Raw genomic sequence first — 13,385 nt, 5'->3', positions numbered from 1 at the left:
GTCGTGAGGTCCGTCGCGGCGTCCGCGCAGCGATCGGTCGCCGGGACCGGTCGAAACGTCCGAGCGGATGCTCCGAGCGCCAGTGATGCATGTCTCGTGCCGTGATAAGGACTGCAGCACGCATGGATCGCACCGGAGCGCATTCCGGACCGGCATATCAGAACGAATGCCGAGCCCGGTCAAGTGCTCGCCTGCCGCACGCCACGGCCGCCCGATACGCTCCACGCGGCACGGCCGGAACGTCCCTGAAGTTCTTTGAACGCCTAGTCCCAGGATCCCCGCCATGAAGTCCCCCGACGATCGCGACGGCGCCGCCCCCGGCCCCGACACCGGGCATCCCGACACCCGGCATCCGGACACCGACCACGGCGCGAGCGCCCGCACCGACCGCACCCGCCTGGTCGTCGGCGGCCGGCATCCGCACGAGCACTACGGCTTCGTCAACACCCCGGTGTTCCACGGCTCGACCGTGCTCTACCCGACCGCCGAGGACTATCTGGCGCGCCGCTCGCGCTACAAATACGCTCGCCGCGGCACCCCGACCTCGGAGGCGCTCGAGGCCGCGCTCGCCGCCATCGAGGGGCCGGCCTGCGCCGGCGTCTGCCTGCTGCCGTCCGGGCTCGCGGCGATCTCGGCGGCGCTGCTCGCGGTGCTCGACGCCGGCGACCACGTGCTGGTGTCGGATTCGGCCTACGACCCGACCCGCACGGTCTGCGACACGCTGCTGGTGCGCTGGGGCATCTCGACCACCTATTACGACCCGACGATCGGTGCCGGCATCGGCGCGCTGATGCAGCCGAACACCAAGGCCGTGTTCGTCGAAGCGCCGGGCTCGCTGTCGTTCGAGATCCAGGACATCCCGGCGATCGCCGAGGTGGCGCACGCCCGCGGCGCCGTCGTGCTGATGGACAACACCTGGGCGACGCCGCTCTACTTTCGGGCACTCGACCGTGGCGTCGACCTCGCGATCCAGTCCGGCACCAAGTATATCGGCGGCCACTCCGACATCATGTTCGGCTGCGTCGCCGCCAATGCCCGCACCGACAAGGCGCTGCGCGACACCGTCTTCACGATGGGCCTGTGCGTCGGCCCCGACGACATGAACCTCGCTCAGCGCGGCCTGCGCACGCTCGCCGTGCGGCTCGCCGCCCACGAGACGGCGGCCCTGAAGGTCGCACAGTGGTTCGAGACGCGGCCCGAGGTGCTGCGCGTGCTGCACCCCGCCCTGCCCTCGCATCCCGGCCACGCGATCTTCAAGCGCGACTTCACCGGATCGAGCGGCCTGTTCTCGGTGGTGTTCCGACCGACGTCGCAGGGCGCGGTCAACGCCTTCCTGAACGCGCTGACGTTGTTCGGCATCGGCGCCTCGTGGGGCGGCTACGAGAGCCTCGCGATCCCGTTCGACTGCACCAAGATCCGCACCGCGACGACCTGGCAGCCGGGCGGCCCGACCGTCCGCTTCCACATCGGCCTCGAGGACACCGACGACCTGATCGCCGACCTCGAGCGCGGTTTTGCGGCGATGACCGCAGTGGGGTGACGGCGGCGGAATTCAGCCCGTAGGATGGGTGGAGCCGCGGGCGATTCCCATCCGTCACGAGGGTGCGAGGAGGTGATGGGTATCGCCTGCGGCTCCACCCAGCCGACGAGTCACCCCATCCCCTTGCCCTGCACCTCCCGTCCGGCTTTTCGCTCGCGCAGAACGAATTGCAGGTTGCGCAGATACACGAAGACGCCGAAGCCCTGGCCGGCGATGAACACCGGGTCACGGCGGTAGAGCGCATAGGCGAGCAGCAGCACGCCGCCGGAGATGGAGAACCACCAGAACGCCATCGGCACGACGCTCTTGCCGGCCTTCTCGGAGGCGAGCCACTGCACGACGAAGCGCATGGTGAACAGGCCCTGGGCGACGATGCCGAGGAACACCCACCAGTCGATCCGCGCGACGAAGACGTCGTAGAGATAGCCGCCGACGGCGTGCGACAGATCGATCAGCATCACCGCTCTCCCGTGATCTTCGGATCGGTGTCCCGCATCTCGGTGACCTGCGGCACCTGCCTGCGGCGGCGGATCAGCCACCACACGCCGGCGAGATCGAGGATGCCGATCCACAGCCGGTCGAAGAACCCGTACTTGGAGGTGCCGTGCCGGCGCGGCCGGTCCTTGACGTCGACATAGGCGATGGTCCAGCCGTCGCGCCGCACCAGCGCCGGCAGGAAGCGGTGCAGCCCGTCGAAATAGGGCAGCGCCATGAACACCTCGCGACGGAACGCCTTGAGGCCGCAGCCGGTGTCGCGGGTGCCGTCCTTGAGCACGCTCGCGCGCACCGCATTGGCGACGCGCGACTGCAGGCGCTTGAAGCCGGTGTCCTTGCGGCCGACCCGCTGGCCGGCGACGAGGCCGACATGGGCGTCCTTGCGCAGCCGGTCGAGCATCGCCGGAATGAAACTCGGGTCGTTCTGGCCGTCGCCGTCCAGGGTGGCGACGAGCGGGGCGCGGGCCGCCCCGACGCCGGTGCGCACCGCCGCCGACTGACCGCACGAGGTGGCGTGCCGCACATGGCGCAGCCACGGCCGCTCGGCGCGCAGCCGGTCGAGCACCGCGCCGGTGTCGTCGGTCGAGCCGTCGTTCACGTAGATCACCTCGAAGGGGCCCTCGGAGGCGAGGCTCGTCGCGATCTCGGCGAGGAGCGGTGCGACGTTCTCGGCCTCGTTGCGCACCGGCACCACCACGGCCACGGCCGGTCCCGATCCAGTCTGGGTCATCGACGAAACAGCTCCTGAAGGTGTCGGCGGCGCCCGGCCCTCACCGCTCCGTCGCGGTGGCGAGCGCTCGCAGGACACGGGGCAACGAAGGTCCGGGCCGCGCCCGGACGGTGCCGTCCGGCGCGGCCGAGAAGCCGAGCCGGCGCGACGCGAACCATTCGCGCACCAGCACGGCCCCGAAGGCGCCGAACGCGGCGCCGGCGATCACGTCGCTCGGAAAATGCGCCGAGACGATCACCCGGCTGAGCGCGATGAGGAGCGCATAGATCCACAGCACCGGCCGCAGCGCCGGCCATACGGCTCCGATGGCGACCAGCGCCGCGAAGGCCGTGACGGTGTGGCCGGACGGCAGGCTCGCCCACTCGGCGCGCCACGACAGCGGCTGATAGGCGAAGGGGCCGAGCTCGGACGGACGCACCCGGCCGATCCAGCGCTTGACGATGGTCGCGACGAGCCCCGGCAGCCCGACCGCGACGAACACGAAGCCGAGCCGCACCACGACGGCGGCCAGCACGGCGCGCGACACGTGGTCGAGACCGGGCCGCATCAGGGCCGCGATCCACACGACGACGCCGGCGATCGGGATCAGGATCCACCCCGAGCGGCCGAAATCGGTGATGTCCTCGAACAGGTTGATCACCCAGCGCGGCATCGCCTTCACCTGCGGCGCCAGGGGATCGACGAGAATCATGGCGGCGACGATGACGCCGAGCGCCACCAGGGCCTGGTTGCGATGCGCCAGCATCAGGGCCTTGAAGCCCGGGGTGCGCGACGGCGTCCTCGGCGCCACGAACAGGACGGCGAGCCAGGCCGCGAGGTTGCGACCGAGCCGCATCGCCACGCTCGGCCCGCGCCGAGCTCCGGCCCCCACCTCCACTCCGCCGGCCGCCGTCACGGGTCGACCCCGACGAAGATCTGGATCGAGACCGCCCGGCCGCTCGAATAGTTGACCCCCTCGACGCGGACCCCCTGCCCGTAGCGCAGCCCGATGGCGTCGGCGCGCTGCACGAAGGCGCGCTCGTGCCCCTTCTCGACGAAGGCGTAGCGGCAGCGGCCGCCGCGGGCGAGGAAATCGGCGGCGCCGGCGCCGGAGACGTGGCGCAGATCGGTGCCGACCAGGAAGACGAGGCTCGGCTCGTGATAGCCGGCCGTGGCGGCCTGCACCTCCGCGCAGCGCCCGAAGGCGACGAAGCGGGCGATCTGGAGCGACGGGAACAGCGCCCCGATGGTCGGAAACGTCGCCGAGAAGGCCGCCGTGAACAGCACGATCATGGCGACCACCATGCGCATCAGCGACACCGCGACGCCGTCCGCCTCGAACAGCCACCAGGCGAACAACGCGGCCGTGAGCGCGACCGCCGACAGGCCCCAGGTCATCGGCCCGAAGCGCTGGCCGATCCAGATGTTGATGACGATCAGCCCGACCGCCACCACGGCGGTGAGGATGAACCACCACATCGGCGCGCGGCGCAGCCAGATGTTGCGCGACAGCGCCTGATGGTCGATCGCCATGGCGAGCAGGATGGCGACCGCGGGATAGACCGGCAGGACGTAGTGCGGCAGCTTGGTCATCGCCGCCTCGAACACCAGCCAGGTCGGGATCAGCCAGGCGAGCAGATAGCGCACCTCCGGCACGCTGCGGCTCTTCCACACCGCACCGAACGCCATCGGCACCAGGATCGAGGCCGGGAAGAAGGTGCCCCAGAACAGGAGCAGGTAGTAGCCGGGCGGCGCGCCGTGCGCCTCCTGGCCGCTGCCGACTTTCGAGAGAAGATCGCGACCGAGCGATTCCTCGAAGAAGCCCATGCCGCTCTTGAGCACGATGGCGACGAACCAGGGCAGCACCAGGAGCAGCATCCAGGCGAGCCCGGCGAGCGGCTTCAGGCGCAGCACGAAGCGGGCCGAGCGGTCGGTGATCGCCAGCGCCGCGACCGTGAGGCCGACCACCATGACGATCAGCGGCCCCTTGATCAGGAAGCCGGCCGCCATGGCGGTCCAGAAGATCGCCGGCAATGCGAGCGGGTGGCCCGGATCGGGGCGCCCGCCCCGCTCGATCAGATAGGCGCGCGCCATCGCCCCCATGGCGGCGACGACGGTGGCGAACAGCACCGCGTCGGTCTTGGCGAGGCGGGCCTCGACGCCGAGCAGGATGCAGCTCGCCAGCATCAGCCCGGCCAGCACGGCGCCGCGCCGCGACACGAAGGCGAGCGCCGTCCAGTAGGTGAGCAGCACGGCCCCGATCGCACCCAGGATCGACGGGACGCGATAGAGCCACATGCGGGTGCGTGCCTCCGGCACCCCGGCCGCCTCGGCCGCGCCGACCACGGCCGCCTGAAGCCAGTAGATGCCGACCGGCTTCTTGTAACGGCTCTCCTCCTGGAAGCGGATGTCGACCAGGTCGCCGGTCTCCAGCATCTGCTTGGTCGCCTGGGCGAAGCGCGCCTCGTCGCGATCGATCGGCGGCAGCTGGAAGACGCCGGGCAGGAAGGCGAGCAGCGACACCGCGACCAGGAGGATCGCGGCGTTGCGGTGCCGATCCGCGGCCCACGCCAGCAGCGCCTCGAGACGCGCGGCGGTCTTGCGGCTGGCGGCGGTTCCGAAGCTCTTGGCCGTTCCGAAGCTCTTGGCGGACATTCCCGAGCCCTGCTGAAGTCGCGCGGACAATAGAGAAAAGGGACCGGCCGGGAAAGCGCCCGCCGGGTGCCCGGGCGGGCGGTGTCGCGCCGCGGCAACAGTTTTGATTTCCCTTTTGATTCAGCCTCTTGCAGGTCAGTGACCGGTGTCGCCGTCGATTCGGGTCGCCGCTTCGGGTGTCGCTTCTGCGCACGGCGCCGTTGCGAGGCCGAGGCCCGGCCGGCCCTCGGCACGACGTCTGTCGCGGACCGGCATGAAGTCACACTTTTCATTGATTTTATTGTACATTTCCGGCCTGTCGAAACGCGACGACGGCGGTGAACGGGAGGTCTCGCGGGCGTTTTTCCGCTTCGGAACAGCGACCGGGCCGAGCCGCCGTCGACATGTCGAGGCCGCACGCGATCGCGGCCGGCCCGCGCAGAGGATCATCGCCGACATCCGGGCCGCCTCGTGCGGCGGAGGCCCGGCCCCTGGTCACACCGTTCAAACGAGCGTCACACAAGCGCGGAATACTGCCAGGGCACAGCGCTTCAAGTGTCTGGCGTAACGCGCTTTTTCACACAGGATCCGCAATGTCGAAAGTTGCCGCCGAGGCCGACGAGGCCGTCGCCCCCTCCGTCACGACCGCCGAGGAGACCGCGCCGCCCGCCGTGCATTGGGACGACAGCAAGATGGCGACCCATTTCGCCAATGTGGTCAACATCCAGAGCACGCTCGAGCAGGTCGACCTCTTCTTCGGCACCAACAAGACGTGGAACGCCGCCGGCGGCCGCCAGGTGAAGGTCGAGCTGACCGACCGGGTGATCCTCGGCCCGCATGCCGCCAAGCGCCTGTGGGTGGCCCTCGGCGGCGTCCTGAAGGAGTACGAGGCGCGCTACGGCACGCTGCGCATCGACGGCCGGTGAGCGGCCGCCGGTCCGGTCGAAGGGCGGCGGGCACCACCGGCGCCCACCGCGGTGCCGGACCATGCGTCCATGGGTCCGGCGCGACGACGGCGGCCCTCTCGGTCGTCCACGCCACCATCCCGCTCCGGTTCTCCGGATCGTCATGACCGTATTGCGCGAGAGCACGGCCCGCGAGAGCACGGCGCGCGGCGGTCCCGCCGAGGACGCCGGCGCCGTGCCGCTTCTCGAAGCGGCCCTGTGGAAGCGGCTCGCCGAGACGGACGAGATCGCGTCCTTCTGTGCCGCCTGGATCGCCTTGCAGGCCGGCATGGTGGAGGGCGCCGTCCGCGGCGCCGTGCTCGGCAGCGACCCGGCCGGACCCGTCACGCGGGTTCTCGCCACTTGGCCGGACGGCGCCGCGGTCGACGATCTCGGTCCGGTCGCGACGCTCGCCCTTCAGCAGGGCCGTGGCGTCGTCCGAAAAGGCGGCGCCCCCGACGACGACGCCCGCTGCCGCCTCGCTTTCCCCATTCTGGTCGACGACCACGCCGTGGCCGCCGCCGTGCTGGCGCTGCGCTCGGATGCGGCGCCCGAGTTGCGCACCGCCATGCGCCAGCTCCAGTGGGGTGTCGCCTGGCTGCGCGAGCGCCTCCGGCGCGACGCCCGCCGCGGCGACGACGTCGCGAGCCGGGCCGGCCGGCTGCTGGTCGATCTGTTCGCCGCCGCGCTCGAGGCGGAGACGGCCGAGGCCGCCGGGCGCGCGGTCGTGACCGGCCTCGCCCATGCGTTCGACTGCGAGCGGGTGAGCCTCGGGTTCCTGCGGCGCGGACGCGTGCGGGTCGCGGTCATCTCGCACAGCGCCCAATTCGGCCGCGACATGACCCTGGTCCGGCTGATCGGCGACGCCATGGACGAGGCGGTCGACCAACGCGCCGTCGTGCTCCACCCGGCGCCGCCCGACGACCCGGTGGTGACGCGGGCCGCCGCCGCGCTGGCTGCGTCCGAAGGCGGCGGCCGGGGGGATGGCCAGGTGTTGACGATTCCCATGATGGTCGGCGAGGCCCAGGCCGGCGCCGTGGTGCTGGAGCGGCGCGAGGGGACGCCCTTCACCCGCGCCGAGGTCGAGACGCTCGACGCCGTCGTCGCGGCGCTGGCGCCCTTGCTCGATGCGCGCCGCCGCGACGACCGCTGGCTGATCGCCAAGATCGCCGATTCGCTCGGCACCCAGATGGTTCGGCTGCTCGGCCCCGGCTGGTGGGGCCGCAAGCTCACGCTCCTCGCCGCCGGGCTGCTCGGCGTCGCCGGCTACGCGGCCACCGACACGTACCGCATCACGGCCGACGCCGTGGTCGAAGGCCAGGTGCAGCGCGCCGTGACGGCGCCGTTCAACGGCTTCGTCAAGGAGGCGCCGGTGCGGGCCGGCGACCAGGTGACCGCCGGTCAGCTCCTGGCGCGGCTCGACGACCGCGATCTGGTGCTGGAGCGGCTGCGCTGGGTGACGGAGCGGCAGCGCAAGATCCTGGAGAACGAGCGCGCGCTCGGCGATCGCAACCGCGCCGAGGTGAAGATCACGGCGATGCAGATCGAGCAGGCCGAGGCGCAGATCGGCCTCGTCGACGAGCACCTCGCCCGTGCGGCCCTGACCGCCCCCTTCGCCGGCCTCGTCGTGTCGGGCGACCTGACACAGGCGATCGGCGCCACCGTGCAGCGCGGCCAGGTGCTGTTCGAGGTGGCGCCGCTCGACGCCTACCGGGTGATGCTCGAGGTCGACGAGACGCAGATCGCCGACGTGACGGTCGGCCAGCCGGGACGCCTCGTCGTCACGGCGATGCCGGCCGACACCATCCCGATCGCGGTCGTCAAGATCACCCCGGTGTCGAAGGCGCATGACGGCCGCAACTACTTCCGGGTCGAGGCGAAGGTCGACGGCGGCGGCGCGTCGCTGCGGCCCGGCATGCGCGGCGTCGCCAAGCTCGACGTCGCGGCGCGTCGCGTCGTGTGGATCTGGAGCCGCGCCTTCGTCGACTGGCTGCGCCTCTTCGTGTGGCGCTGGACCGGCTGACCGGCCATGACCTCGCTCTACAGCGCCTCCTGGTATCGCGTCGCCGAGATCAAGCCGCGGCTGCGCCGGCACGTGGCACTGCACCGCCAGCGCTTCCGCGGCGCGCTCTGGTACGTCGTCCAGGATCGCCAGACCGGGCGCTTCCACCGGCTCTCGCCGGCCGCCTATCACGCCGTCTGCCTGATGGACGGCCGCCGCAGCGTCGACACCATCTGGCGGATGGTCGGCGACCGCCTCGGCGACGATCAGCCGACCCAGGACGAGATGCTGAGGCTGCTCACGCTGCTGCACGGCGCCGACCTCCTGGTGAGCGAGATCCCGCCCGATCTCGACGAGATCGCCGCGCGCTCCTCGCGCCAGAGCCGCCGTGTGCTTCTCTCGAAGATGCGCAACCCGTTGGCGATCCGCCTGCCGCTGCTCGATCCCGACCGGCTGTTGACCGCGACCCTGCCGCTGGTGCGGCCGCTGTTCACGGTCTGGGGGCTCCTCGCCTGGATCGTGCTGGTCGGCGGCGGGGTCGCGCTCGCGGCCATGCACTGGTCGGCCCTGACCGACGACGTGATCGACCGCGCCGTCACGGCCCAGAACGCCGCGCTGCTGCTGATCACCTATCCGCTCGTCAAGGCCGTGCACGAGCTCGGCCACGCCTACGCCACCAAGGTCTGGGGCGGCGAGGTCCACGAGGCCGGCGTGATGCTGCTCGTGCTGGTGCCGATGCCCTATGTCGACGCCTCGGCCTCGGCCGCGTTCCGGGCGCCGTGGCAGCGCATCGTGGTCGGCGGCGCCGGCATCCTGGTCGAGATGGCGCTCGCCGCGATGGCGTTGCTCGTGTGGCTGCAGGCGGAGCCCGGCGCGCTGCGCGCCGTCGCCTACGACGTGATGCTGATCGGCGGCGTCTCGACCGTGTTCTTCAACGGCAACCCGCTCTTGCGCTTCGACGGCTATTACGTGCTGTCCGACCTGATCGGCATTCCCAATCTCGCCACCCGGGCGAACCAGTACGTCCTGCATCTCGTCGGGCGCTTCGGCTTCGGACTCGCCGACCCCGAGCGGGCCGAGCCGGACCGCGGCACGCGCGCCTGGCTGGTCGGCTACGCGGTCGCGTCGTTTCTCTATCGGACCGCGATGACGCTGACGATCGCCCTGTTCGTCGCGACCAAGCTGTTCGCGCTCGGCGTGGCGTTGGCGATCGTGACCGTCGTCGCCGCCTTCGTCTGGCCGATCGTCAAGGGGATCGGCTTCCTGATCGGCGATCCGCGCCTGCGCGGTCGGCGCCGCCGCGCCGTTCTGGTCGCCGGTGCGGCCGTGGCGCTGGTCCTCGCCGCCGTCCTCGCCCTGCCCCTGCCCTATGCCACCACGGCCGAGGGCGTCGTGTGGATCGGCGAGAACGCGACCGTGCGGGCCCGCACCGACGGGCTGGTGCGCACCGTCGCGGCCGACGGCGACGGCGCGGTCGCCGCCGGCACCACCATCGTCGCCCTGGAAGACCCGGCGCTCGCCGCCGGCCGCACCGTGCTGGACCGCCAGCGCGACGAGGTGCGGCTGCGGCTCGAGGCCGTTCGCCTGAACGACGTCGTCGCCGCCAATCTGCTGCGCGAGCAGATGCGCCATGTCGAGGGTCAGCTCGAGGACACGACCCGACGAATCGCCGATCTCGCGCTGATCGCCGACAAGGACGGCCGCTTCCTGGTGCCCGAGGCCGCCGACCTGCCCGGCCGCTTCGTCCGCCGCGGCGAGGTGATCGGCTATCTGGTCGGGCGCGGCGACGCGATCGTGCGCGCCGTCGTCGGCCAGGCCGACGTCGATCTGGTGCGCCGCCGCACCGCCCGGGTCGACGTCCGCCTCGCCGAACGGCCGGACGTCACGATCCCGGCCCGCATCCTGCGCGAGGTGCCGACCGCGCTCGCCGAGCTGCCGCATCCGGCGCTCGGCACGGTCGGCGGCGGCGCCGTCGTGCTCGACCCCGCCTCGACCGACAAGCCGAAGCCGCTCGAGACGCTGTTCCACTTCGACCTCGCACCGCCGGCCGACGCCTTGCCCGAGCGGCTCGGCGGGCGGGTCTTCGTCCGCTTCGACCATGGCACCGAACCGGTCGCGTTCCGCCTCGCCCGCGTGGTGCGGCAGGTGTTCCTGAGGCAGTTCGGTGTCTGACGCGGCGCTCCGTTTCGTCGACGCGCCGGACCGGCCCGCGACGGGGCGGCGCCTGCCCGCCCTCCAGCCCTATCCGGAGCGGCGGCTGCCGCGCCCCGACCGGCTGACGCGTGCCGTCGAGGCGGTGCGCTCGGTGATCGTGCCGCGGCTCGCCGGGATGCGGACGCGGCGCCTGCGGGCGGTCGTCGCGCCGGCCGCGGCGCAGGCCGAGCGGCTGCGCATGCTGGGCGACGACGCCCTCCGCCACGAGGCCCTCGCGCTGCGCCACCGGCTGCGCGCCACCATGGTGCCGGACAGGCCCCCCGACACGGCGCTGACGGCGCTCGCCTTCGCACTCGTCCGCGAGGCGTCGGGCCGAATCCTCGGGATGCGCCATCACGACGTCCAGCTGGTCGGCGCCTTCGCGATGGTGTCCGGCATGATCGCCGAGATGGACACGGGCGAGGGCAAGACCCTGACGGCGACGCTCGCCGCCGTCACCATGGCGCTCGCCGGCTGGCCCGTCCATGTCGTCACCGTCAACGACTACCTGGCGAAGCGGGATGCCGAGACCATGATGCCGCTCTATGGCTTCTTCGGGCTCGACGTGGGCGTCGTCGTGCAAGGGTTGGCGCCGGAGGCGCGGCGCACCGCCTATGCGTGTGCCGTCACCTACTGCACCAACAAGGAGCTCGCCTTCGACTATCTGAAGGACCGTCTGGCGCTCGGCCAGGCGCGCGGTGCGCTGCGGCTCAAGCTCGGCCCGCTCGGCGGCGACGACCGCGCCGGCAAGCTGCTGCTGCGCGGCCTCCACTTCGCGATCGTCGACGAGGCCGACAGCGTGTTCGTCGACGAGGCGCGCACGCCCCTGATCCTGTCGCGCCAGGCCAGCTCGGCGGCCGAGGCCCGGCTCTACGAGCAGGCGATCGCGCTCGCCCGCGATCTCGCCGAAGGACACGACTTCGTGCGCCATGCGGCCGAGCGCCGGCTCGAGCTGACCGCGGCGGGCCGCGCGCGCGTCGCCGCGATCGCGCGCGGTCTCGGCGGCGACTGGCGCGGCCGCGCCAACCGCGAGGGGCTCGCGCTGCAGGCGCTCACGGCGCTCCTGACGATCGACCGTGACGAGCACTACATCGTGCGCGACGGCAAGGTGCAGATGGTCGACGAGTACACGGGCCGCATCATGCCGGACCGGTTCTGGACCGACGGCCTGCACCAGATGATCGAGATCAAGGAGGGCTGCGCGATCTCGGGCCGGCGCGTCACCCTCGCCCGCATGACCTATCAGCGTTTCTTCCGACGCTATCGGCGGCTCTCCGGCATGACCGGCACGGGCCGCGAGATCGCCGGCGAGCTGTGGCGCGTCTACGGCCTGCCGGTGGCCCGCATCCCGACCCACAAGCCGTCGCGCCGCGTCGTGTTGCCCGACACGGTGCTGATCACGGCGGAGGAGCGCTGGGCGGCGATCGCGCAGGAGTGCCGGCGCCTCGTCGCGCGCGGCGTACCGGTGCTGATCGGCACCCGCTCGGTCGCCGCCTCCGAGGTGATGAGCCGCCATCTCGCCACGGCCGGCATCGACCACGTGGTGCTGAGCGCCGCCCAGGACGCCGCCGAGGCCGAGATCGTCGCGCAGGCCGGCCAGCCGGGGCGGGTGACGGTGGCGACCAACATCGCGGGTCGCGGCACCGACATCAAGATCGCCGAGAGCGTGAAGGCCGCCGGCGGCCTGCACGTGATCATGTCGGAGCGCCACGACGCGCGCCGCATCGACCGCCAGCTCGCCGGACGCTGCGCCCGCCAGGGCGAGGCCGGCCTGTTCCGCGCCATCCTGTCGCTCGACGACGCGATCCTGGCCGGGTCGCATCTGCGGTGGGTGCGCGCCCTCGCCCGCCTCGGCGGTCCGGCGGCGCGCCGGATCGCCTTGCGTCACGCCCAAAAACGCGCCGAGCGGCTGCATGCCCGCATGCGGCGCGACCTGCTGCGCAACGACGAGAGTCTCGACCATGCCCTCGCCTTCTCCGGCAAGTCGGAATGAGCGTCTCGCCGGCACCGGCGCCGGCGCTCTCGCCCGCGCGGTCGCCGTGACCGTCTTGGCCACCGCCGTGCCGATCGCGGCCGGACCGGCCGGCGCCGCCGAGATCGTCGCCGACTGTGTCGTCGACCCGTCCGAGACCGTGAAGGTCGGCAGCCCGGTCGCGGGAATCCTGGCCGAGGTGCTGGTCAAGCGCGGCGACGTGGTGGCGCGCGGCGAGGAGATCGCCCGGCTCGAGTCGAGCGTGGAGGCGATGTCCGTCAGGCTCGCCCGCGCCAAGGCGGAGAGCACGGCCCGCATCGACGCGCAGCGCCAGCGCCTCACCCTCGCCAAGGCCCGGCAGGAGCGCGCGGCCGAGCTGCTGAGCCGCAAGATCGTCGCCCAGGACAAGTTCGAGGAGCTGTCCGCCGACGCCGCCATCGCGGCCCAGGAGCTGGTGCGCGAGGAGCAGGAGCAGGGCATGGCGCGGCTCGAGCTCGAGCGCGCCGAGGTGGCCCTGCGCCAGCGCAGCATCACCAGCCCGATCGCCGGCGTCGTCACCGAGAAGAAGCTGTCGGGCGGCGAGTACATCCACCAGGAGGGCTCGATCGTCACCATCGCGAGGCTCGACCCGCTGTTCGTCGAGGCCTTCCTGCCGGTCGCGACCTACGGTGCCGTGACGGTCGGAGCGACCGCCACCGTCACGCTCGACCGGCCGACCGGCGGCGCCTACGCCGCCACCGTCAGCGTCGTCGACCGCGTGTTCGATCCGTCGAGCGGCACCTACGGGGTGCGGATGACGCTGCCCAACCCCGGCAACCACCTGCCCGCCGGCCAGCGCTGCCGGGTCGCCTTCACGCCGGACGGGGCCGAGACGGCAGCCGCCGGCGCGAAATAGC

10 protein-coding genes are annotated in these 13,385 nt (G+C 72.1%); 6 read left to right on the top strand and 4 right to left on the bottom strand.

Translation table 11 applies throughout. The annotated features are described in order from the left end of the window. Positions 1 to 283: 283 nt before the first annotated feature. Positions 284 to 1,540, top strand: coding sequence for a cystathionine beta-lyase (gene metC / locus ACFSOX_RS01980; RefSeq protein ID WP_378476111.1), 1,257 nt, complete (start codon positions 284 to 286; stop codon positions 1,538 to 1,540). Between the two features lie 110 nt (positions 1,541 to 1,650). Here the strand turns inward: metC and ACFSOX_RS01975 are convergent, their stop codons facing one another. The 4 genes from ACFSOX_RS01975 to ACFSOX_RS01960 are packed head-to-tail and all read right to left on the bottom strand — an operon-like array spanning position 1,651 to position 5,399. Beyond that, positions 1,651 to 1,998 carry a lipid-A-disaccharide synthase N-terminal domain-containing protein gene (locus ACFSOX_RS01975; RefSeq protein ID WP_378476110.1) on the bottom strand — a complete coding sequence of 116 codons (348 nt, stop codon included), beginning with the start codon at positions 1,996 to 1,998 and terminating at the stop codon, positions 1,651 to 1,653. Then, complete coding sequence (locus ACFSOX_RS01970; RefSeq protein ID WP_378476109.1) at positions 1,998 to 2,765, bottom strand: glycosyltransferase family 2 protein; 768 nt, start codon at positions 2,763 to 2,765, stop codon at positions 1,998 to 2,000. The genes ACFSOX_RS01975 and ACFSOX_RS01970 overlap by 1 nt, the downstream gene beginning before the upstream one ends. A gap of 40 nt (positions 2,766 to 2,805) precedes the next feature. Further along, complete coding sequence (locus ACFSOX_RS01965; protein ID WP_378476108.1) at positions 2,806 to 3,600, bottom strand: phosphatase PAP2 family protein; 795 nt, start codon at positions 3,598 to 3,600, stop codon at positions 2,806 to 2,808. Between the two features lie 56 nt (positions 3,601 to 3,656). After that, a complete protein-coding gene (locus ACFSOX_RS01960; protein WP_378476107.1) occupies positions 3,657 to 5,399 on the bottom strand; it encodes an ArnT family glycosyltransferase in 1,743 nt (580 codons plus the stop codon). A gap of 572 nt (positions 5,400 to 5,971) precedes the next feature. On the opposite strand from ACFSOX_RS01960, the gene ACFSOX_RS01955 reads away from it, so the two are divergent. The 5 genes from ACFSOX_RS01955 to ACFSOX_RS01935 all read left to right on the top strand — a co-directional run bounded on the left by ACFSOX_RS01955 (position 5,972) and on the right by ACFSOX_RS01935 (position 13,384). Continuing rightward, positions 5,972 to 6,304: a DUF3467 domain-containing protein gene (locus tag ACFSOX_RS01955; protein ID WP_378476106.1), complete on the top strand. Its 333-nt coding sequence runs from the start codon at positions 5,972 to 5,974 to the stop codon at positions 6,302 to 6,304. Positions 6,305 to 6,446: 142 nt separating this feature from the next. Further along, positions 6,447 to 8,345, top strand: coding sequence for an efflux RND transporter periplasmic adaptor subunit (locus ACFSOX_RS01950; protein WP_378476105.1), 1,899 nt, complete (start codon positions 6,447 to 6,449; stop codon positions 8,343 to 8,345). 6 nt (positions 8,346 to 8,351) lie between these two features. After that, positions 8,352 to 10,496 (top strand): peptidase M50, encoded by a 2,145-nt coding sequence (locus ACFSOX_RS01945; protein WP_378476104.1) that lies wholly within the window; start codon positions 8,352 to 8,354, stop codon positions 10,494 to 10,496. Continuing rightward, the gene (locus ACFSOX_RS01940; protein ID WP_378476103.1) at positions 10,489 to 12,510 is read left to right on the top strand and encodes a preprotein translocase subunit SecA; all 2,022 of its coding nucleotides are present in this window, start codon (positions 10,489 to 10,491) and stop codon (positions 12,508 to 12,510) included. The genes ACFSOX_RS01945 and ACFSOX_RS01940 overlap by 8 nt, the downstream gene beginning before the upstream one ends. After that, entirely contained in the window at positions 12,479 to 13,384 is a 906-nt protein-coding gene (locus ACFSOX_RS01935; RefSeq protein ID WP_378476102.1) for an efflux RND transporter periplasmic adaptor subunit, read from the top strand. The genes ACFSOX_RS01940 and ACFSOX_RS01935 overlap by 32 nt, the downstream gene beginning before the upstream one ends. Position 13,385 lies beyond the last annotated feature (1 nt).

The organism is Rhodoplanes azumiensis, from assembly GCF_042682915.1.
In the GTDB taxonomy this organism is placed as follows: Bacteria; Pseudomonadota; Alphaproteobacteria; order Rhizobiales; family Xanthobacteraceae; genus Rhodoplanes; species Rhodoplanes azumiensis.
The sequence above is the reverse complement of the archived record's forward strand: the minus strand, read 5'-3'. Positions and strand labels throughout refer to the sequence as shown.

What these genes read in the sequence shown, in the direction of transcription:
- ACFSOX_RS01945 (WP_378476104.1), top strand. Translation starts at nt 8,352, where the DNA reads ATGACCTCGCTCTACAGCGCCTCCTGGTATCGCGTCGCCGAGATCAAG.
- ACFSOX_RS01935 (WP_378476102.1), top strand. Translation starts at nt 12,479, where the DNA reads ATGCCCTCGCCTTCTCCGGCAAGTCGGAATGAGCGTCTCGCCGGCACC.
- ACFSOX_RS01970 (WP_378476109.1), bottom strand. Translation starts at nt 2,765, where the DNA reads ATGACCCAGACTGGATCGGGACCGGCCGTGGCCGTGGTGGTGCCGGTG.
- ACFSOX_RS01955 (WP_378476106.1), top strand. Translation starts at nt 5,972, where the DNA reads ATGTCGAAAGTTGCCGCCGAGGCCGACGAGGCCGTCGCCCCCTCCGTC.
- ACFSOX_RS01975 (WP_378476110.1), bottom strand. Translation starts at nt 1,998, where the DNA reads ATGCTGATCGATCTGTCGCACGCCGTCGGCGGCTATCTCTACGACGTC.
- metC (WP_378476111.1), top strand. Translation starts at nt 284, where the DNA reads ATGAAGTCCCCCGACGATCGCGACGGCGCCGCCCCCGGCCCCGACACC.
- ACFSOX_RS01950 (WP_378476105.1), top strand. Translation starts at nt 6,447, where the DNA reads ATGACCGTATTGCGCGAGAGCACGGCCCGCGAGAGCACGGCGCGCGGC.
- ACFSOX_RS01960 (WP_378476107.1), bottom strand. Translation starts at nt 5,399, where the DNA reads ATGTCCGCCAAGAGCTTCGGAACGGCCAAGAGCTTCGGAACCGCCGCC.
- ACFSOX_RS01965 (WP_378476108.1), bottom strand. Translation starts at nt 3,600, where the DNA reads ATGCGGCTCGGTCGCAACCTCGCGGCCTGGCTCGCCGTCCTGTTCGTG.